The organism is Sphingomonas sp. Leaf23, from assembly GCF_001421585.1.
Taxonomy (GTDB): domain Bacteria; phylum Pseudomonadota; class Alphaproteobacteria; order Sphingomonadales; family Sphingomonadaceae; genus Sphingomonas.
In genome coordinates, this window is the sequence record NZ_LMKR01000005.1 from 121229 (window position 1) to 141255 (window position 20027).

The window sequence follows — 20027 nt, forward strand, 5'->3', positions numbered from 1 at the left end:
GGGGAGGAGCTTTACGCTTCCTGCCCGCGATAGTTCTTCAGCTCGTCGCCGACGATCTGCACGACGTGCAGCACGTTGGTCGACCCCGGCGTCCCGAACGGCACGCCGGCGCAGACGACCACACGGTCGCCGGCCGCGGCCATGTTGTGGCGCAGCACCATGCGCTTGGCCTTCGCCACCATCTCCTCGAACGATTCGACGTCGCGGGTGTGGACGGCATGGACGCCCCACAGCAGGCCCAGGCGACGCGCGGTGTCGATCTGCGGCGTCAGCACCATGATCGGCACCGGGGGCCGCTCGCGCGCGATGCGGCGGGCGGTCGATCCGGACTTGGTGAAGCACAGGATCGCCTTCGCATCGACCGTGGTGGCGATGTTCTTGGCGGCCTCGGCCAGCGCGTCGGCCGTGGTGGGGTCGGGACGCAGCACGGTGAAGTGCACGCGGTCGCCATGCGCCGGGTCGCGTTCGACGGCATGCGAGATGTCGTTCATCATCGTGACCGATTCGACCGGCCAGCTGCCCGCCGCGCTTTCCGCCGACAGCATGATCGCATCGGCCCCGTCATAGACGGCGGTCGCGACGTCCGACACTTCGGCGCGGGTCGGCGAGGGCGAGGTGATCATCGATTCGAGCATCTGCGTTGCGACGACCACCGGACGGCCGAGGCGACGGGCGGTTTCGACGATGCGCTTCTGCAGCGGCGGCACCGACTGCGGCGGCAGCTCGACGCCCAGGTCGCCGCGCGCGACCATCACGCCGTCGCACTGCTCGACGATTTCCTCCAGCCGGGCGACGGCCGACGGCTTCTCGATCTTGGCGAGCAGCGCCGCCCGGCCCTGGATCAGCTTGCGTGCCTCGGCCAGATCCTCGGGCCGCTGCACGAACGACAGCGCGATCCAGTCGACGCCCTGTTCGACCGCGAAGTGCAGATCCGAAATGTCCTTCGGCGTCAGCGCGGCCATCGGCAGCACGACGTCGGGAACGTTCAGCCCCTTCGAATTCGACAGCGCGCCGCCGACCACGACCTCGGTCACGATCCGGTCGTCGTCATGGTCGAGCACGCGCAGCACTAGCTTGCCGTCGTCGAGCAGCAGGCGGGCATCGCGGGCGATCGCCGCGAAAATCTCCGGGTGCGGCAGTTCGACGCGGGTCGTGTCGCCCGGCTCGTTCGACCGGTCGAGCGTGAAGCGCTGTCCGGCTTCGAGCATCACGCGCCCCTCGGCAAAGCGACCGACGCGCAGCTTCGGCCCCTGAAGATCAGCGAGGATCGTCGTCGGGCGGCCATACTGCTGTTCGAGCGCGCGAATCGCCTCGATCACCGCGACCTTGGATTGCTGGTCGCCATGGCTCATGTTGACGCGGAACGCATCGGCGCCCGCTTCGAACAGCTTCGCGATCATTTCGTACGTATTGCTCGCAGGGCCGAGCGTGGCGAGGACGCGAACCTTGCGCGAACGGGGGCTGATGGCCTTGGTCATGATAGTCTCCGGGCGTTGCGCGCCTGCCTCTAAGCCTTATTCGAAAACGATCAACCTTTAGGACCACGCCCATGACGACAATCGATTCGATCAGCGAAGCGGCACAGGCCGCCGCGTTCCGCCGGCTGCTCCGCCACCTGCAGCATCGCACCGATGCGCAGAATGTCGACCTGATGGGGCTGGCCGGCTTCTGCCGCAATTGCCTCGGCGACTGGCTGGGCGAGGCGGCGGGGCTGTCGAAGGAGGAAGGGCGCGAGGCGGTGTACGGCATGCCCTATGCGCAGTGGAAGGCGGAGCACCAGCTGCCCGCGGCTCCCGAACAGATTGCGCGGATGGAGGAGAGCGTCGCCCGCAACCGTGCTGATACCGCCGGGAACGGCGCCGCGACCGACCCCCGCTGATCGGTTGAGGCGCGCGCGCGGATCGGCTAGGCGCGCCGGTTCACGAATTCTTGACCATCGTTGAGGGACCCCCATGACCGACAATGTTTCGGCGGAACAGCTCCGCCTGCTCATCGAGCGTATCGAGCGCCTGGAAGAAGAGAAGAAGGGCATCAGCGACGACATCAAGGACGTCTATGCCGAAGCCAAGTCGACCGGGTTCGACGTGAAGACCATGCGCAAGATCATCAGCCTGCGCCGCATGGAAAAGCATCACCGCGACGAAGCCGACATGCTGCTCGAAACCTACAAGCAGGCGCTCGGCATCTAATCACCGGAGGTAAAGGGGGCAGGGACATGGCCAGCGTCTTCCACATCGCGACCCGTCTGCTGAAAGGGCATGGCGACCCGCAGGGCGAGGAGGAAGCCCATGTCCTGTCCGCGATCGAACGCGGCACCCCCGTCACCCGCGATGCCGCCGACGAATCGGACGCGCGGTCGACCTATGGCGACCGGCTGGCCGATCGGGTGGCGGCAGTCGGCGGGTCGTGGGGGTTCATCATCGCCTTCACGGCGGTATTGCTCGGCTGGATGCTGCTCAATTCCGACGTGCTGTCGCATTTCGGGCTGGCGTTCGATCCCTACCCCTACATCTTTCTCAACCTGATGCTGTCGACGCTGGCCGCGATCCAGGCGCCGGTCATCATGATGAGCCAGAACCGGCAGTCGGAAAAGGATCGGCTGGCCGCGCGGCTGGACTATGAAACCAATTTGCGCGCAGAGATCGACATCCTCGCGCTGCACGCCAAGCTGGACAGCGACGTGATCGACCGGCTGGCGTCGCTGGAGGCGAAGATCGACGCGCTGGCGCAACGTGCGCCGTCCGCTTAAGAGCGGGCAGTAACCTGAAGAGGCACCGATGGCAGGCCATAGCAAATTCAAGAACATCATGCACCGCAAGGGTGCGCAGGATAAGAAGCGGTCGGGCATGTTTTCGAAGCTCAGCCGCGAAATCACCGTCGCGGCAAAGATGGGCCTGCCCGACCCCGACATGAACCCGCGCCTGCGCGCGGCGATCAACGCCGCCAAGGCGCAGTCGATGCCCAAGGACAATATCCAGCGCGCGGTCGACAAGGCGTCGAAGGGCGACATGGAGAATTACGAGGAAATCCGCTACGAAGGCTTTGGGCCTGCGGGGGTTTCGCTCATCATCGAGGCGCTGTCCGACAATCGCAACCGCACCGCGACCAACGTGCGTACCGCCGTGTCGAAGAATGGCGGGAACCTCGGCACTGCCGGATCGGTCAGCCACGGGTTCGACCGCGTCGGCCTCATCAATTATCCCGCCAAGGCCGGTGACGCCGAAAAGGTGTTCGAGGCGGCGCTGGAAGCCGGCGCCGAGGACGTGACGTCGAGTGAGGACGGCCACGAAATCTGGACCGCGCAGGGCGATCTGCACGAAGTGGCCAAGGCGCTGGAGCCGGTGCTGGGCGAGGCCGAGGGTGCCAAGCTGGCGTGGCGGCCGCAGACGATGGTGTCGGTCGGCGAAGACGACGCCGCGACGCTGTTCAAGCTGCTCGACGCGCTGGACGACGACGACGACGTCCAGACCGTCTGGGGCAATTACGAAGTGTCCGACGAGGTGATGGAGAAACTGGGTTGACGATTTTGATCCTCCCCGCCTGCGGGGAGGGGGACCGCCGCGTAGCGGTGGTTGAGGGGGAGTGCCCCGCAGCGCAGCGCTTGCGGATGCCCCCCTCCACCAGCCTGCGGCTGGTCCCCCTCCCCGTGCGGGGGAGGAGCGTTTCGTGCTGATCCTCGGCCTCGATCCTGGCCTTGGCACAACCGGCTGGGGCATGATCCGGGCCGACGGCAACCGCCTCAGCCATGTCGCCAACGGCCAGATCCGCACCGACCCGTCGATGCAGCTCCCCCGCCGCCTCGCCCTGCTGTTCGGCGCGCTGGGCGAGGTGATCCGCACCGAACGCCCCGATGGCGCGGCGGTCGAGGAGGTGCTGGGCAACAGCAATGCGCAATCGACGCTGAAGCTGGGGCAGGCGCGCGGCGTCGTGCTGCTCTCCGCCTCGACCGCAGGGCTGGCGATCGGCGAATATCACCCGAGCATCGTCAAGAAGGCGGTGGTCGGCACCGGCGGCGCGGACAAGAAGCAGATTCAGGCGATGGTCGGCCATCTGCTGCCTGGTGTGAAGCTGTCCGGGCCGGACGCGGCCGACGCGCTGGCGGTTGCGATCACCCATGCACATCACCTTGCCAGCGCGCACGCGCGGGCACGGCGTTCGACGGGGATTGGAGCTTGACGCCTGCCCCGATCATCTCCCTGCGTGCGCGGGGATGCGGCCTATCGAGAGAAGTTGATCATGATCGCCCATCTTAAAGGCACGCTGTCCGTCTCCGGCATCGACCATGCGGTCATCGACGTGAACGGCGTCGGCTATCTGGTCGGCGCGTCGTCGCGCACCTTGCAGGCGCTGGGGCCGGTCGGCGGCAGCGTCACCATCCATACCGAGATGCTGGTCGCCGAGGATTTCATCCGCCTCGTCGGCTTCGCCAGTGCGGACGAGCGCGACTGGTTCCGCCTGCTGACCGGGGTGCAGGGGGTGGGCGCACGCGTTGCGCTCGGCATCCTGTCCACCCTGTCGCCCGAAGAAGTCCGCACCGCGATCGCGCGCGGGGACAAGGCGAGCATCGCCCGCGCGAACGGCGTCGGCCCGAAACTGGCGCAGCGCATCGCGATGGAATTGAAGGACAAGGTGGGCGGCATCGCCATCGGCCCTGGCGCGGTGGCACCGGCGGCGGGGGGCGATGGCGTGGAGGGCGATGCGGTATCGGCGCTCCTCAACCTCGGCTTCAAGCCGGCCGAAGCGGCGACGGCGGTCGGCAAGGCGGCGGAAGAACTGGGGGCGGGCGCCAGCCTCGACGCACTGGTCCGGCTGGCGCTGCGCAAGGCGTCGCGCTGACCGTGATCGCGTTGCTGCTGGCCGCCGCCATGCCGGGGCAGGCGGTGGCGCCACCGCCCCGCGACGACGAATGGCTGATCCTGCAGACCGCCGCCGATCCGCTGGCGCTGGTTGGCGTGGCGGCAGCCAGGCGGGCGCCGGGCGCACGGGTCATCGCGACCGAGGAATGCGATGGCATGCGTCCGGGGCTGTTCATCCTGGTCGTGAAGCCCGGCCGGGCACCTCGTTCTCCGGGGAGCTATGTCCGGCGCTGTATCGCGCAACCCTATAGCGCGACGGGGCGCGGCATCGCATCGGTCGACCCGAGCTTCGCGGCGATGCGGGCGCGGCCGGTCAATATCGATGGCGGCGATATCGTCAGCTTCATCCGTTCGAACCTGCTGGTCCGGCCCTATTTCCTCGATCTGCCGAACGATCCGCGCGAAGGGCTGCGCGTGGCGGTCGAGGATATGGCCGATGGTCGCCGTCGCCCGATCGAGCGCGACTGCACCGCCCCCGAAGTGACGCGCGGCGTCGATCATATCGCGATCGCCTGCGCCGTCGAGCAGATCGCCGGTCAACCGGTCTATCGCACCGTGATCTACCGCGCCCGCGACCTTTCGCGCGTCCGGGACATCCCGCGCTGTCGCGACCCGCAATTCTTTCAGGTCGACCTGCTGCGTTGCTGGACCCAGACGGTCTCACCGGCGGGTAAGGTGGTGCTGACACCGCGCTATGTCAGGTTTTGAGGGCGGATCGTGCGACGCACCTCGACCGCCCGCATGCGAACAGCTAGGGAACGCGGGTGACCGACGACCGTATGACCACCCCGCTTCGCCGCCCCGAGGATGTCGACGCCGCGCTGCGTCCCAAGGCGCTCGACGAATTTGTCGGGCAACAGGCGGCGCGTGAGAATTTGCGGGTGTTCATCGACGCCGCGCGGGGGCGGGGCGATGTGCTCGACCATGTGCTGTTTTTCGGACCTCCCGGCCTCGGCAAGACCACCTTGGCGCAGATCGTCGCGCGCGAGATGGGCGTGGGGTTCCGCGCCACCTCCGGCCCGGTCATTGCCAAGTCGGGCGACCTCGCCGCGCTGCTGACCAATCTGGAGGACGGCGACGTCCTGTTCATCGACGAAATCCATCGCCTGAATCCGGCGGTCGAGGAAGTGCTGTACCCGGCGATGGAGGACCGCGCGCTCGACCTGATGATCGGGGAGGGGCCGTCGGCGCGCAGCGTGCGGATCGACCTGCCGCGCTTCACGCTGGTCGGGGCGACCACGCGGCAAGGGTTGCTGACCACACCGCTTCGCGACCGGTTCGGCATTCCGATTCGCCTGCAATTCTACACGGTCGATGAACTTACCCGCGTCGTGACCCGCGCCGCCGGGTTGCTGGGCCTGGGCATCGCCACCGACGGCGCAACCGAAGTCGCCCGCCGTGCGCGTGGTACGCCGCGTATCGCCGGACGACTGCTGCGCCGCGTGCGCGACTTCGCGAACGTCGCGGGTGTGGAGATCGTCGATGCCCGCACCGCCGATGCCGCGCTCAGCCGGCTGGAGGTCGATGCCAAGGGGCTGGACGCGATGGATCGCCGCTATCTGACGATGATCGCCGACGTCTATCGCGGCGGCCCGGTGGGCGTAGAGACGCTGGCGGCCGGCCTCAGCGAACCGCGCGACACGATCGAGGAAGTGATCGAGCCGTATCTGATCCAGATCGGCATGATCGCCCGCACCGCGCGCGGCCGCTGTCTGAACGCCGGCGGGTGGAAGCATCTGGGGTTCGAACCGCCCGCGGGCGTGCAGGATGGGTTGTTCGATTGATGGAACGAAACGGCAAGCAGCGCGGCAATCTGCTGGCATCGGCGGCGATCGGCGCGCGACAGGCGGGGCGGGTGGCCGCGCCCGTCGCGCCACTGGTGATCGAGGCGGTGTTCGCCGCCGACGCCAGCTGCTCGGTCACCATCGGCAGCGCGACGTTCGTCTTGCCCGACGCCGCGCCGGCGTTCGTCGCGGCGCTCGGCACCTTGCCCGACCCCGGCCGGCCGCTGACGCTCGCCGTTCGGGGCGGGGCGGCGGCACGCCATGTCGGCGCGATCGTCCGCCTGATCGGATCGGCCGGGTTCGACAATGTGACCGTGCTGCGCAACGACGACGCGTAGCCATAACGCGGGGTTAAGCCGGTCACCCCTTTCCCCCGCCGCCGCCAATGGTTAAAGCCATGGCCATGACCGACCCCGACCAGCCGGCCGGCGGCCGCTTCGTCGGCGGCACGCATCGCTTTCCGTTGCGGATCTATTTCGAGGACACCGACCTGTCGGGTGTCGTCTACCACGCCAATTACCTGCGTTTTTTCGAACGCGCGCGTAGCGACATGCTGATGGTCGCCGGCATCGACCAGCGCGCCGCGCATGAAGCGGGCGAGGGGGCCTATGCCGTGCGGTCGATGCAGCTCGACTGGCGCGCGCCCGCCCGGCTGAATGATGCGCTGGTCGTGGTCAGCACCGTCGAGCGCGTCCGGGCGGCGGCGGTCGACATTCAGCAATCAGTCATCCGCGACGATCTTCTACTGGCGTCGGCACGGGTGGAGGTCGCGTTCGTGGCCCCCGGCGGGCGGCCGCGTCGCCAACCGGCGGCGTGGATCGAAACCTTCGCCGCGCTGGTCGCAACCGAAAAAGGGGCATGATGGACGTTTTCGTGAACACCGACGCCGCGACCATGTCGCCGGTCGCGCTCTTCCTTCAGGCCGACTGGGTGGTGAAGGCGGTGATGCTGGGCCTGCTGGCCGCCAGCGTCTGGACCTGGGCGATCATCGTCGGCTTCCTGGTGCGCGCCCGCAAGGTTCGCCGCGACATCGACCGGTTCGAGGTGGAGTTCGAACAGGCCGAAGATATCGACGCCTTCCATCGGTTGCAGGGATCGCGCGACACCGTCATCGCCCGTGTTTTCTCGTCGGGCGTGCGAGAATGGCGCCGGTCGACCGCGTCGAAGCAGATCGACCGCGACGGCACCCGCGAACGCCTCGCCACCGCGATGGCGTCGAGCGTCGCGGATGAGAGCGAGACGCTGGCCGACCGGCTGAACATCCTGGCGACCGTTGGGTCGGTCGCGCCGTTCGTCGGCCTGTTCGGCACGGTATGGGGCATCATGCGCTCGTTCACGTCGATCGCGTCGGAACAGAATACGTCGCTGGCCGTGGTTGCGCCGGGTATTGCCGAAGCACTGTTCGCGACCGCCATCGGCCTGTTCGCCGCGATCCCGGCGGTCATCGCCTATAACCGTTTCAGCCACCGCGTGAACCGGATCGAGGCGCGGCTGAACCGTTTCGCCGATGCGTTCCACGCCACGCTGTCGCGCCAGCTCGAAGGCGTCTGAGCCATGGGCATCAACCTGCCGTCGGCAAAGGGAAAAGGGCGCCGCGCGCCGATGGCGGAGATCAACGTCACGCCGCTGGTCGACGTGATGCTGGTGCTGCTCATCATCTTCATGGTGACCGCCCCGCTGATGACCGCCGGCGTGCCGGTGAACCTGCCCGACAGCCGTGCGAAGGCGGTCGAACAGACGCAGCAGCCGGTCACGCTGTCGATGGATGCCGAAGGGCGGACGTTCATCGACGACCTGGAAGTGTCGTCCGACAACCTGCCCGGCGAACTGGAAAAGATCGCGGCGGCGGGTGCCGGGGCGACCGAGCCACGGCAGGTGATGCTGCGCGCCGACCGCAGCCTCGATTACGGCCGGGTCAATGCCGTGCTGGGCGAACTGAACCGCGCCGGCCTCAATCGCGTGTCGCTGATCAGCGTGGCGCAGTAAGGCATGCAGAAGGCGGAGAAGATCGGGCTTGGCGTAGCGGTCGCGGGACATGTCGTCCTGTTCGGCCTGCTGTCGGTCGGGTTTCTCGCCACGCCGAACCCCAAGAAGCTGATCACCCAGCCGATGGATGTCAGCTTCGCCGAAGAGGTCGCAGCCGAACAGAGCGCGCCCGAACAGGCCGATGCACCGGCGATCAGCCAGGCCCCGGAAACCGGCACGCCCGAGGAAGCCGCGCCCAGCGAACCGGTGAGCGAGCCGGAGCCTGCGCCGGAACCCGCACCCGCGCCGCCGGCCCCCGCGCCCAAGCCGCAGCCGGCACCGCGACCGGAGCCAAAGCCTGCGCCGAAGCCCGCCCCGGCACCCAAGCCCGTGCCGAAACCGGTGCCCAAGCCTGCCCCGAAACCGGCGCCCGCACCCGAGCCCAAGCCCGCCCCGGCGCGGCAACCCGCACGACCCGCGCCTGCGCGGCCGACGGCGGTCGCCAAGGCACCGCCCAAGGCTGCTCCGGCCAAGCCCGCCGCCGCGCCTGCGAAACAGGCGGCGAAGCCTGCTGCGACACGCGGGCAGGGGGACAATGCCCAGGCGACGGCACAGCGTCCGCGGGGTGGTCGGCTGGGCAATGATTTCCTTAAGGGCATTGCCGACACGCCGGCACCGGGCAAGGCCCCGGCCCCACGCGGCACGGCGGTCAGCGCGCAGTCGGTCGCGGGCCTCGCCAGCGCGATCCAGCGGCAGGTGCAACCCTGTGCGAACAAGATTCCGGACCCCGGCCCCGGCGCCAACCAGATCCGCTCGCGTATCCGGTTGCAGATGCGTTCGGACGGGACCTTCGCCGCAAAGCCCGAACTGCGCGGCCAGACCGGAATCGACGACGAAAACCGTCGCTACGCGCAGCGCGTGTCCGAACTGGCTATCGCGGCGCTGACGCAGTGTGCGCCATACGAACTGCCCGCCGACCTGTATGAAGGCGGGTGGAAAGACATCATCATCAACTACAAGCTGCCCGGCTGACCGGAGGGATGTATGCGTAAACTGACGATGGCACTGGGCGCGGTACTCGCCAGCCTGCTCGCGGCCCCGGCGGCGTTCGCGCAGGTCGAGGTCGATATCGAAGGTGGCATTTCCGAACCGCTGCCGATCGCGGTGCCGGTGATGCCGACGCCGCAGGTCGCCTCGACGCCCGCCGGATCGACCGATGCGCTGGGGCGGCAGCTGGCGGAGATCGTCGCCACCGACCTGCGCAATTCGGGGCTGTTCAAGCCTGCCGGCCCCGATGGCCTGCCGCCGGTCGCGATGGCGCAGGTGCAGGCGCCCGACTATGCCGTGTGGAGCAACGCGCAGGCGCTGGTGCAGGGCTATGTCCGCGCCGAGGCGAACGGGACGCTGACCATCGGCTGCTATCTGTACGACACGTTCGGCCGTACCGAATTGACGCGGCAGGGATTCAACGTCGCCCCGGCCGAATGGCGTCGCGCTGCACATAAATGCGCCGATGCGGTCTATACCCGGCTGTCGGGCGAAAGCGCCTATTTCGACAGCCGCATCGTCTATGTCAGTGAGACCGGGCCGAAGGGCAACCGGATCAAGCGGCTGGCGATCATGGACCAGGACGGGGCCAACCACCGTTTCCTGACCAACGGCCAGTCGATCGTGCTGACCCCGCGTTTCGCGCCGAACCAGCAGTCGATCGTCTATATGAGCTATGCCAATGAACGGCCGGCGATCTACGTCCTTGACCTCGACAGCGGGCGGCAGCGGCTGCTGGTGCAGAATGCGTCGCTGACCTTCGCACCGCGCTTCTCGCCCGATGGCCGCTATGTGCTGTTTTCGATGGCGCAGGCGGGCAATACCGACATCTATCGCGTGCCGGCCAGCGGCGGCAGCCCGCAGCGGCTGACCAACGCGCCCGGCATCGACACCGGCGGCAGCTATTCGCCCGACGGGTCGAAGATCGTGTTCGAAAGCGACCGGTCAGGATCGCAGCAACTCTATGTGATGAACGCCGACGGGTCGAACCAGCAGCGGATCAGCTTTGGCGGCGGACGCTATGCGACCCCGGTATGGAGCCCGCGCGGCGACCTGATCGCCTTTACCCGGCAGGGTGGGGGCAGCTTCCGCATCGGCATCATGTCGCCCAGCGGCAGCGGTGAGAAGCTGTTGTCCGATGCATGGGGCGACGAAGGGCCCAGTTGGTCGCCCAACGGCCGCGTCCTGACCTTCTTCCGCAGTGCGCAGGGGTCGGGGAAGACGCAGATCTGGTCGGTCGACCTGACGGGTTCGAACATCCGGCGCATCCCGACTGCGCTCGACGGATCGGACCCGAGCTGGGGGCCTTTGCGCCCCTGACCTTTCACCAACGGGGGCCATTTCCGCTACAGGGGCATTGTAGCGGAAGGCACAACGACCAAGGGAGGTTTATCATGACCAAGATTTCCGCGACGCTGTTTGTCGCCATCGGCCTGCTGGCGACTGCCGGCTGTGCCAAGAAGCGTCCGGCGGTGTTGCCGCCGGCACCGGGCCAGACGGTCGACCCGAACGCCGGCACCGGTGGCACGGGCGGGACCGGCACGGGCACCAACGGCGTCGTGCCGGGTTCGCGCGCGGACTTCCAGCAGTCGGTTGCCAGCGACACGATCAACTTCGGTCTCGACCAATATGATATCGATGCCACCGCGCGGCAAATTCTCGACAGCCAGGCGCAGTGGCTGACGCGCTATCCCAATGTCCGCGTGACGATCGAGGGACATGCCGACGAACGCGGCACGCGCGAATACAACCTCGCGCTGGGCGATCGTCGCGCGAACGCAGCCAGCAGCTACCTGGCAACGCGCGGGATTTCGCCGTCGCGGATCACGACGATCAGCTATGGCAAGGAACGTCCGCTGGCGCTGGGCTCCGACGAAGCGGCCTGGGCACAGAACCGGCGCGCGGTGACCGTCGTTCTCCAGTAAGGTCGTGATGCCTGCCCGGTCGCCACCTGCGGCCGGGCGGGGATCAACTGGCCAGCCGCAGGGTGCCTCGCCCGGCGGACTTGGCGAAATACAGCGCTTCGTCGGCGCGGCTATAGACGCTGGAAATCGTGTCGCCCGGTCGAACGTCGGTCAGCCCGGCGGAAAAATCGATCCGGAATGCGGTGTCCTCCGAAAACATCGCCTGTTCGCCGACGCGCTCCCGCAGTCGCTGGACTGCCCGCTCGGCCTTGGTGATCCTGGTGTCGGGGAACAGGATCAGGAACTCCTCGCCGCCGATGCGGCCGAACCCGTCGCAGGTGCGCAGGTGCGCGCGGACGAGGCGGGCGAACTCCCGCAGCACGCGATCCCCACCGACATGGCCGAATCGGTCGTTGACCCGCTTGAAATGGTCCAGATCGACCAGCACCGCCACCGTGCTGTGCGGCGGTTCCGCATGGCGTCGCTCGATGCGGTCGCCCAGCAGCGCCATGATATGCCCGCGATTGGAAATGCCGGTCAGCGGATCGGTCGACGCCGTCTTGACCGCGATGTCGCGCTCCTGCCGCAACACGCGATCCGATTGCCGCATATGGGTGATGTCGAGCGCGATGAACAGGATATGCCCATCGGGCATCGTCTGTTCGACGATGTGCAGCCAGCTGCCGTCGTGCATGTCGGTTTCGATCGACAGCATCGGCACCTTGCCCCGCCGCGACAGGGACGAGGACAGCCACGCCTCGAAATCATCGTGCGATACGATCGGCCCGCGCCGATGGGCATGGTTGCGTCGCATCAGCTCGATCCAGTCGGGCGTCTCGTCGGGATCGAGGAAGAAGGCCCGGCGATAGGCCGGATTGGCAAAGAGGATGCGGCCCGCCGGATCGTACAGCGCAACCATTGCCGCAGCATGGTCGAACGTCTCGATCAGTTGGATATGGGCGGGCTGCATGGTGCTTTCGGCAAGGGACAGGAACGGCGCTTGGGGCCTACCGATCCGTTATGCCGTAATGCATGATATATTGATTAAAGGGGGCCGCGACCGCGACGGTCGCAGCCCCCTTTGCCGTAGCGGATCAGGCTTCGGCCGACGCCTTCGCCTTGCCGCCCTTGCGCGGCTTCTTGGGCGCGGCAGGCGTGATTTCGAAGGTCAGCGCGCCGTCCTTCAACGCGACATTGACCTCGCCGCCATGGACCAGCTTGCCGAACAACAGTTCCTCGGCAAGCGGCTGCTTGATCTTGTCCTGGATCAGGCGGCCCATCGGCCGTGCGCCATACAGCTTGTCATAGCCCTTTTCAGTGAGCCACGTCCGCGCCGGCTCGTCCAGCCGGATATGGACGCCGCGATCGGCCAGCTGCAGTTCGAGCTGGAGGATGAATTTGTCCACCACCCGCGCCACGACCTCGGTCGGCAGATAGCCGAACGGTACGATCGCATCGAGCCGGTTGCGGAATTCAGGCGTGAAGAGCTTGCGCACCGCTTCTTCCTGCACGTCCTCGCGGTCGATCTGGCCGAAACCGATCGATTCCTTGGCCATGTCCGACGCGCCCGCATTGGTCGTCATGATGAGGATGACGTTGCGGAAATCGACGGTCTTGCCGTGGTGGTCGGTCAGCTTGCCGTTGTCCATCACCTGCAACAGGATGTTGAACAGGTCGGGATGCGCCTTCTCGATCTCGTCGAGCAGCAGCACGCAGTGCGGCTGCTGGTCGATCGCATCGGTCAGCAACCCACCCTGATCATAGCCGACATAGCCGGGAGGGGCCCCGATCAGCCGGCTGACCGAATGGCGCTCCATATATTCGGACATGTCGAACCGCTGGAGCGGTATGCCCATGATTTCCGCCAGCTGGCGCGCAACCTCGGTCTTGCCGACACCGGTGGGGCCGGTGAAGAGGTAGTTGCCGATCGGCTTGTCAGGATCGCGCAGGCCCGCGCGGCTGAGCTTGATCGCCGAGGACAGCGCCTTGATGGCGTCGTCCTGCCCGAACACCACCCGCTTCAGGTCGAGTTCGAGATTGGCGAGCGCACGCGTATCGTCGGTCGAAACCGTCTTCGGCGGGATGCGCGCCATCGTCGCGATGACCTGTTCAATCTCCTTGGCGGTGATCGTCTTCTTGCGCTTCGGCGCAGGCACCAGCATCTGCATTGCGCCGACTTCGTCGATCACGTCGATCGCCTTGTCCGGCAGCTTGCGGTCATTGATGTAGCGCGCCGACAATTCCACCGCCGACTTGATCGAATCGGGGGTGTACTTGACCTTGTGATGCTCCTCGAACGCGGAGCGCAGGCCGGTGAGGATCTTGATCGTATCCTCGACCGAAGGCTCGTTCACGTCGATCTTTTGGAACCGGCGCAGCAGCGCGCGATCCTTTTCGAAGTGGTTGCGGAACTCCTTGTAGGTCGTCGAGCCGATGCAGCGAATCTGGCCGCCCGACAGCGCGGGCTTCAGCAGGTTCGACGCATCCATCGCCCCGCCGCTGGTCGCACCCGCGCCGATGACGGTGTGGATTTCGTCGATGAACAGCACCGCGTGCGGCAACTTTTCGAGCTCGGTTACGACCTGCTTCAGCCGTTCCTCGAAATCGCCGCGATAGCGGGTGCCGGCGAGCAGCGCGCCCATGTCGAGCGAATAGATGACCGCGGGCAGCAGCACTTCGGGCACGTCGCCCTCGACGATCTTGCGCGCCAGCCCTTCCGCGATCGCGGTCTTGCCGACGCCGGGATCACCGACATACAGCGGGTTGTTCTTCGAACGGCGGCACAGGATCTGCACCGTGCGGTCGACCTCGGCCGAACGCCCGATCAGGGGATCGACCTTTCCGGTCTTCGCCTTTTCGTTCAGGTCGACGCAGAATTGCTTCAGCGCGCTCTCGTTCTTGCCCTTGTCGGCCGTTTTCGGGGTTTCCTTTTCATCGGCCCCCTTGGGCGCCGGGGTTTCGGTCGCGGTCGATCCGCCCTTGCCGACGCCATGGCTGATGAAGCTGACGGCATCGAGGCGGCTCATGTCCTGCTGCTGCAGGAAATAGACGGCGTAGGTCTCGCGCTCGCTGAACATCGCGACCAGCACGTTGGCGCCGTTCACTTCGTCGCGGCCCGACGACTGCACGTGCAGGATCGCGCGCTGCACGACCCGCTGGAAGCTGCTGGTCGGCGACGGATCGGTCGCGGCGTCCAGCTTGAACGTGTCGAGTTCGGTGTCGAGATAATGGGCGACGGTCGCGCGCAGTTCGTCGAGGTCGACGCCGCAGCCGGTCATCACCTTTGCCGCGTCGACGTCATCGGTCAGCGCGAACAGCAGATGTTCGAGGGTCGCATATTCGTGCCGGCGCGAGGATGCGGCCTCGAGCGCCTTGTGCAGCGTGGATTCCAGTGCGGATGCGAAGGATGGCATTATTTCACTCCGGTCGGCCGGCGAAAACGCGCCGGCCCTGCGTCCCGATCGCTCGGGTCTCCACCAATGTCGGTATGCCGCCGCCCGGCATCAAGCGGGGCGGAACATCTCATGACCGGAACAGCGCGTCGGCGCTGGCGCGGTGGTTGTTCGCCCGGTCGATCCGCGCGCGGCACCGGGCGATCTCGCCCTCCAGCGCGGCGATACGCCTGGTCAGTTCATCGACCGACAGCGGGTCCAGATCCTCGGCGAGCAACATGGGCAACAGGTTGCCACGAAGATGGTTAACATTTTCGTCGGGTTCCATGGCCAGCAGCGTTGACCCTGCCGCTGGCGATGTCAATAACGCCGGACACAGGGGGAAGAGCTTATGGACGTACCAGCGGCGATGCGTGCGATCGATCCGACGGAGCCGGGTGGCCCGGAGGTGCTGGTCGTGGTCGAACGCCCGACTCCGCGCCCCGCGCAGGGCGAGGTGCTGATCCGTGTCGCGGCGGCAGGAGTAAATCGCCCGGACGTGCTACAGCGCACCGGCGGCTATGCTCCGCCGCCCGGCGCACCGAGCATTCCCGGCCTGGAAGTTGCCGGCCATGTCGTCGCGGTCGGCGACGACGCCGATAGCCACCTGATCGGCCAGCCGGTGTGTGCGCTGCTCGCGGGCGGTGGCTATGCCGACTATGTTGCGGTGTCGGCCGGACAATGCCTGCCGATCCCCGATGGCCTGTCGATGGTCGAGGCGGCGGCGCTGCCCGAAACGCTCTTCACCGTGTGGACCAACCTGTTCGAGCGCGGCTATGCGGCAGAGGGCGACAGCGTGCTGGTCCATGGCGGCACCAGCGGCATCGGCACGATGGCGATCCTCCTCGGCAAGCTCTTTGGCATCGAGGTCATTGTCACCGTTGGCAGCGATGCGAAGGCACAGGCCGCGCGCGATCTGGGCGCGGCGCATGCGATCAATTACCGGACCGAGGACTTCGTCCAGCGGGTGGCAGAGATCACCGGCGGCAAGGGCGTCAGCGTCGTGCTCGACATGGTGGGTGGCGACTATGTGCCACGCAACCTGAAATGCCTGGGCGAGGATGGTCGCCATGTCTCGATCGCGGTGCAGGGCGGGGCGTGCGCTACGGTGCCGCTGTGGGACATCATGCGCCGCCGCCTGACGCTGACCGGATCGACGCTGCGTCCGCGCGATGCGGCGTTCAAGGAAATGGTCGCCGACGAATTGTCGCGTACCGTCTGGCCACATGTCGCATCGGGCAAGCTGCGCCCGGTGATGGACCGGACCTTTCCACTGGAACAGGCCGCCGACGCGCATCGTCGGATGGAGGCCGGGGATCATGTCGGCAAGATCGTCCTGACCCTGGAATAAAGGGGATAAGAGGGCAGGCACCCCGGCGCTTGCCCTTTGCGGCGACCTGTCCTAAGCCCGTATCCAGTGTGGCCGCCCGGTTTGGGCGGCCCTTTCTATTTCGGAGACCCGTCGTGGCCCAGCCGCTGATGCCGCACGCGACCGCTTCCTGGCTGGTCGACAATACCGCCTTGTCCTTTCCGCAGATCGCCGACTTCTGTGGCCTGCACGTGCTAGAGGTGCAGGCGATCGCCGACGACACCGCCGCGACCAAGCTGACCGGCCGCGATCCGGTGCGCGCGCACGAACTGACGATGGAAGAGATCGAGAAGGGGCAGAAGAACCCCGACTACCGCCTGGTGATGATGAAGGGCCCGGAACAGGTCCGCCGGACCAAGGGGCCGCGCTACACCCCGGTCAGCAAGCGGCAGGACAAGCCGGACGGCATCGCCTGGATCATCCGCAACCACCCGGAAATCAGCGACGGCGCGATCGGCAAGTTGATCGGCACCACCCGCACGACCATCGCCGCGATCCGCGACCGCACGCACTGGAACATCGGCAACATCACGCCGAAGGACCCGGTGACGCTGGGCCTGTGTTCGCAGCGCGAGCTGGACGCGCTGGTCGGCAAGGCGGCGAAGGCCGCCGGCATCGAGGCGCCGGCCGACACCCGTCTGGAAGGCGACCGTGAGGCGCTGATCGAGCAGCTGCGCAACGAACGCACCCAGGCGGCGCGCGACGCCGAACTGGCCGAGCGCGGCGAGACCGCCGAACCGTTGAGCTTCTTCGACCCGTTCAAGCGCTGATCCACCCCACCCGGTGACGCATTGCCGGCCCGGCCATCCTCGGATGGTCGGGTCGTTTGCGTATCGGCGGCAATGGCTTAGGCTGCGCGTTCCCGAAGCGGAGTGCCAAGCCGATGTCCGAAGACCTGACCGCCCGCGCGATCGCGCTGTACGACGCCTTCACCCACGAACATCACGACCGCCGTACGTTCATGGCGCAGATGGTGGCGCTCGCCGGATCGGCCGCCGCTGCCGAAGTGCTGATCGCCGGCATCGCGGCATCCCCCGCCGCCGCGCAGCAGGTGGCGGCGAACGACCCGCGGCTCGACGTGGCAAAGGCGAGCGGCACCGAAGCCGGCCATCCCGCCAGCGCCTATTTCGCGGCACCCAAGGGCGGGCGCGCCTTGCCGCTGGTACTGGTCATCCACGAAAATCGCGGGCTGAACGCACATATCGAGGATGTCGCGCGGCGAATCGCCCTTGCCGGGTTCCGCGTGATCGCCCCCGACCTGCTCGCCCCCCAGGGCGGGACGCCGGCCGACGAGGACAAGGCGCGCGCGATGATCGGCACGATCGACTACGACGCCGCGCTGGCACAGGCGAAGGCTTATCTGGCCAAGGCACGCGGCGAGCGCAAAGGGCTGCGCACCGGCGTCGTCGGGTTCTGCTGGGGCGGGGCGTTCGTCAATCGGCTGGCGGTGGCCGACCCGCTGCTGACCGCCGGGGTCAGCTATTACGGCCCGGCACCCGATCCGACCGAGGCGGCCAAGGTCCGCGCTGCGCTGCTGCTGCAACTCGCGGGCAAGGACGCGCGGGTGAATGCGACCGCGCTGCCATGGGGCGAGGCGCTGCGCAAGGCGGGCAAGCGGGCGACCACCCATGTCTATCCGAACGTCGATCATGCCTTCAACAACGACACGTCGGCGGCGCGCTATGATGCGGCGGCAGCGAAGCTGGCATGGGACCGCACCATCGCGTTTCTGCGTCACGAACTTGACGCGAAATAGGAGGATGTTCCACCTTCGTTCCTAACGAATCGCAGGGGGAGAAACACGATGGCTGGACTGACGCTCTACACCAACCCGATGTCGCGCGGGCGGATCGCCCGATGGATGTTGGAGGAGGTCGGCGCGGACTATGCGGTCGAGGTGCTGGGCTATGGCGGCACGATGAAGGCCGACGCCTATCTCGCGATCAACCCGATGGGGAAGGTGCCGGCGATCGTCCATGATGGGCGGGTCGTGACCGAATGCGCCGCGATCTGCGCCTATCTGGCCGACGCCTTCCCCGATGCGGGACTGGCCCCGACGGATGCCGAGCGCGCGGATTACTACCGCTGGATGTTCTTTGCTGCCGGGCCGCTGGAGCAGGCGATCACCAACCGCTCGCTGGGCGTGGTGCCAAGCGACGATCAGCAGCGGATGGTCGGCTATGGCGATTACGATCGCGTGGTCACGGTGCTGGAGGCGGCGGTTGCGGCGCATCCCTATATCGCGGGCGATCGCTTCACGGCGGCCGACGTCTATGTCGGGTCGCACGTCATGTGGGGTACGCAGTTCGGGACGTTGCCCAAGCTGGACGCGTTCACGGCGTATCTTGGACGACTGCTCGAACGGCCGGCCTATGCCCGCGCCAGCGAACTGGACGACGCGGCGGTGGCAGAGATGCAGGCGGCGGGGTGAGGTAGCCGACCATTCCGTTCGTGCCGAGTGGTCGCTGAGCTTGTCGAAGCGGCTACTCAGGACGAACGGATGGGGCGAACCTCAACGCCGCACATTGATCAGCCAGACCTTCGGCTGACCGGTCGGCTGCGGTTTCCCGTCCAGACGCCGCGCGCGCAGGATGCGGACGGGATCGAGGATCATCTGGCCCTTCATCGCGTCCGATCCGCCGCCGGTCGGCTTGGCGAGGATGCGCTTGACCACGTCCATGCCGCCGACGACCCGCCCGAACGCGGCATAGCCGGCAAAGTCGCCCTTCGCATCCATGCTGGGCATCGCGCCGACCAGCAGGACGAAATTGCCGCCCGCCGAATTGGCCTCTGGCCGCCTGGCCATCGAGATCGCACCGTCGACATGTTTGACCCCGGTGCGGTCGGTGCGTTCATGGGGGAAGGGGGGCAGGATGCGGCGGGCATCGGTGCGGATGCCGCCCTGCACGAACCCCAGCTTCGGATCGGCCTTGCGCCGCGCCGACCGATAGAAATCGGTATCGTCGAACCGGCCATCATCGACATAGGCGAGGAAGTTCTTCGACGTCGCCGGCGCGCGCTTCACATCCAGCGCGACGATGATCGATCCGACGTTGGTGTCGATTTTCACCCGGACATAGCCGGGCGTGGCGCGGGTGGCGGATTGGGCGGACGCCGGCGCGGCAAAGGCCAGCAGGAACAGGGCAAGCAGGATACGCATCATCGCCCCCTAACGCCCGAAGCCGCCGGGCGGAAGCGCGTCAGTCCGCCTGCATCGCGGCATATTCGGCCAGCAGCGATCCGAACGCCTCAGCCGGCGGAAAGCCGGGATAGCGGTGCCGCGCCGGAGTCGTCGCCCATGGCAGCGCTTCGTCGGTGCAGGTGTCGATGAACGGCGCGAAGCCCTCCGGTCGGTCGAGTGCGCCGACGCGGACATTGGTGAAGCCGGGATCGGGTTCGATCCGGGTGAACAGCCAGCTTTTGCAATGGTCGCAATGATGATGCCGGACCTGTTCGCCGTGCAGTCCGCCGATCACGGTCGCGCCGGTGACGTGCAGCGCGGCGCCCGGCACCGCGACGCTCAACGAAAAGGCGCTGCCCGACATCTGCCGGCATCCGTGACAATGGCACGCCATGGTCATCATCGGCGCGGCATCGATCCGCAGCCGCACCCGCCCGCAACGGCAGCCGCCTTCTATCGGCAGGGCAGGGGGCATCGCATCACTCCGTTG

Annotated in this window: 25 protein-coding genes; 19 read left to right on the forward strand and 6 right to left on the reverse strand. The window is 67.1% G+C overall.

Going from position 1 to position 20027, the window contains the following annotated elements; translation table 11 throughout:
* Positions 1-11: 11 nt before the first annotated feature.
* Positions 12-1478: a pyruvate kinase gene (pyk, locus tag ASE67_RS14985; RefSeq protein WP_055763220.1), complete on the reverse strand. Its 1467-nt coding sequence runs from the start codon at positions 1476-1478 to the stop codon at positions 12-14.
* A 71-nt stretch (positions 1479-1549) separates the two neighbouring features.
* Between pyk and ASE67_RS14990 the strand changes: the two genes are divergently transcribed.
* From ASE67_RS14990 to pal, 15 genes are all read left to right on the forward strand, one after another.
* Positions 1550-1879: a DUF1244 domain-containing protein gene (locus ASE67_RS14990; RefSeq protein ID WP_055763222.1), complete on the forward strand. Its 330-nt coding sequence runs from the start codon at positions 1550-1552 to the stop codon at positions 1877-1879.
* A gap of 73 nt (positions 1880-1952) precedes the next feature.
* Entirely contained in the window at positions 1953-2189 is a 237-nt protein-coding gene (locus ASE67_RS14995) for a DUF2312 domain-containing protein (RefSeq protein WP_055763225.1), read from the forward strand.
* Between the two features lie 26 nt (positions 2190-2215).
* Complete coding sequence (locus tag ASE67_RS15000; RefSeq protein ID WP_055763228.1) at positions 2216-2749, forward strand: DUF1003 domain-containing protein; 534 nt, start codon at positions 2216-2218, stop codon at positions 2747-2749.
* A gap of 28 nt (positions 2750-2777) precedes the next feature.
* A complete protein-coding gene (locus ASE67_RS15005) occupies positions 2778-3521 on the forward strand; it encodes a YebC/PmpR family DNA-binding transcriptional regulator (RefSeq protein ID WP_055763231.1) in 744 nt (247 codons plus the stop codon).
* A 145-nt stretch (positions 3522-3666) separates the two neighbouring features.
* Positions 3667-4176 carry a crossover junction endodeoxyribonuclease RuvC gene (ruvC, locus tag ASE67_RS15010; RefSeq protein WP_055763234.1) on the forward strand — a complete coding sequence of 170 codons (510 nt, stop codon included), beginning with the start codon at positions 3667-3669 and terminating at the stop codon, positions 4174-4176.
* A gap of 60 nt (positions 4177-4236) precedes the next feature.
* Complete coding sequence (gene ruvA, locus ASE67_RS15015) at positions 4237-4836, forward strand: Holliday junction branch migration protein RuvA (RefSeq protein WP_055763649.1); 600 nt, start codon at positions 4237-4239, stop codon at positions 4834-4836.
* A gap of 2 nt (positions 4837-4838) precedes the next feature.
* Complete coding sequence (locus ASE67_RS15020; RefSeq protein WP_055763237.1) at positions 4839-5564, forward strand: hypothetical protein; 726 nt, start codon at positions 4839-4841, stop codon at positions 5562-5564.
* Between the two features lie 56 nt (positions 5565-5620).
* Positions 5621-6640, forward strand: coding sequence for a Holliday junction branch migration DNA helicase RuvB (gene ruvB, locus ASE67_RS15025; RefSeq protein WP_055763240.1), 1020 nt, complete (start codon positions 5621-5623; stop codon positions 6638-6640).
* A complete protein-coding gene (locus ASE67_RS15030) occupies positions 6640-6978 on the forward strand; it encodes a hypothetical protein (RefSeq protein WP_055763243.1) in 339 nt (112 codons plus the stop codon). Before ruvB ends, ASE67_RS15030 begins: the two co-directional genes overlap by 1 nt.
* 59 nt (positions 6979-7037) lie before the next feature.
* On the forward strand, positions 7038-7502 hold the full coding sequence (locus tag ASE67_RS15035; protein WP_055763246.1) for a YbgC/FadM family acyl-CoA thioesterase: 465 nt from the start codon (positions 7038-7040) through the stop codon (positions 7500-7502).
* Positions 7502-8191: a protein TolQ gene (tolQ, locus tag ASE67_RS15040; RefSeq protein WP_443024642.1), complete on the forward strand. Its 690-nt coding sequence runs from the start codon at positions 7502-7504 to the stop codon at positions 8189-8191. Before ASE67_RS15035 ends, tolQ begins: the two co-directional genes overlap by 1 nt.
* A 3-nt stretch (positions 8192-8194) precedes the next feature.
* Positions 8195-8626, forward strand: coding sequence for an ExbD/TolR family protein (locus ASE67_RS15045; RefSeq protein ID WP_055763252.1), 432 nt, complete (start codon positions 8195-8197; stop codon positions 8624-8626).
* Positions 8627-8629: 3 nt separating this feature from the next.
* Entirely contained in the window at positions 8630-9637 is a 1008-nt protein-coding gene (locus tag ASE67_RS15050; RefSeq protein WP_055763254.1) for a hypothetical protein, read from the forward strand.
* A 27-nt stretch (positions 9638-9664) separates the two neighbouring features.
* Complete coding sequence (gene tolB / locus ASE67_RS15055) at positions 9665-10972, forward strand: Tol-Pal system beta propeller repeat protein TolB (RefSeq protein WP_443025603.1); 1308 nt, start codon at positions 9665-9667, stop codon at positions 10970-10972.
* Between the two features lie 74 nt (positions 10973-11046).
* Positions 11047-11577 (forward strand): peptidoglycan-associated lipoprotein Pal, encoded by a 531-nt coding sequence (pal, locus tag ASE67_RS15060; RefSeq protein WP_055763260.1) that lies wholly within the window; start codon positions 11047-11049, stop codon positions 11575-11577.
* A gap of 43 nt (positions 11578-11620) precedes the next feature.
* Here pal and ASE67_RS15065 read toward each other — a convergent pair whose 3' ends face one another.
* From ASE67_RS15065 to ASE67_RS15075, 3 genes are all read right to left on the reverse strand, one after another.
* Complete coding sequence (locus tag ASE67_RS15065) at positions 11621-12526, reverse strand: sensor domain-containing diguanylate cyclase (protein WP_200922241.1); 906 nt, start codon at positions 12524-12526, stop codon at positions 11621-11623.
* A 124-nt stretch (positions 12527-12650) separates the two neighbouring features.
* Positions 12651-14969 (reverse strand): ATP-dependent Clp protease ATP-binding subunit ClpA, encoded by a 2319-nt coding sequence (gene clpA / locus ASE67_RS15070; RefSeq protein ID WP_055763263.1) that lies wholly within the window; start codon positions 14967-14969, stop codon positions 12651-12653.
* A gap of 109 nt (positions 14970-15078) precedes the next feature.
* The gene (locus ASE67_RS15075; protein WP_055763265.1) at positions 15079-15276 is read right to left on the reverse strand and encodes a DUF1192 domain-containing protein; all 198 of its coding nucleotides are present in this window, start codon (positions 15274-15276) and stop codon (positions 15079-15081) included.
* Positions 15277-15339: 63 nt separating this feature from the next.
* Here ASE67_RS15075 and ASE67_RS15080 point away from each other — a divergent pair, with 63 nt between their 5' ends.
* The 4 genes from ASE67_RS15080 (at position 15340) to ASE67_RS15095 (ending at position 18787) form a co-directional block, all read left to right on the forward strand.
* The gene (locus tag ASE67_RS15080; RefSeq protein WP_235511934.1) at positions 15340-16338 is read left to right on the forward strand and encodes an NAD(P)H-quinone oxidoreductase; all 999 of its coding nucleotides are present in this window, start codon (positions 15340-15342) and stop codon (positions 16336-16338) included.
* A gap of 128 nt (positions 16339-16466) precedes the next feature.
* Positions 16467-17126, forward strand: a complete 660-nt coding sequence (locus ASE67_RS15085) for a DUF1013 domain-containing protein (RefSeq protein WP_200922244.1) — start codon at positions 16467-16469, stop codon at positions 17124-17126.
* 113 nt (positions 17127-17239) lie between these two features.
* Complete coding sequence (locus tag ASE67_RS15090; protein ID WP_055763271.1) at positions 17240-18112, forward strand: dienelactone hydrolase family protein; 873 nt, start codon at positions 17240-17242, stop codon at positions 18110-18112.
* Positions 18113-18160: 48 nt separating this feature from the next.
* Entirely contained in the window at positions 18161-18787 is a 627-nt protein-coding gene (locus ASE67_RS15095; RefSeq protein WP_055763274.1) for a glutathione S-transferase family protein, read from the forward strand.
* An 81-nt stretch (positions 18788-18868) separates the two neighbouring features.
* Here the strand turns inward: ASE67_RS15095 and ASE67_RS15100 are convergent, their stop codons facing one another.
* Together ASE67_RS15100 and ASE67_RS15105 are read right to left on the reverse strand one after the other, a co-directional pair.
* Entirely contained in the window at positions 18869-19519 is a 651-nt protein-coding gene (locus tag ASE67_RS15100) for a peptidylprolyl isomerase (RefSeq protein ID WP_443025597.1), read from the reverse strand.
* A 37-nt stretch (positions 19520-19556) separates the two neighbouring features.
* Entirely contained in the window at positions 19557-20012 is a 456-nt protein-coding gene (locus tag ASE67_RS15105) for a GFA family protein (RefSeq protein ID WP_055763276.1), read from the reverse strand.
* Positions 20013-20027: the final 15 nt, after the last annotated feature.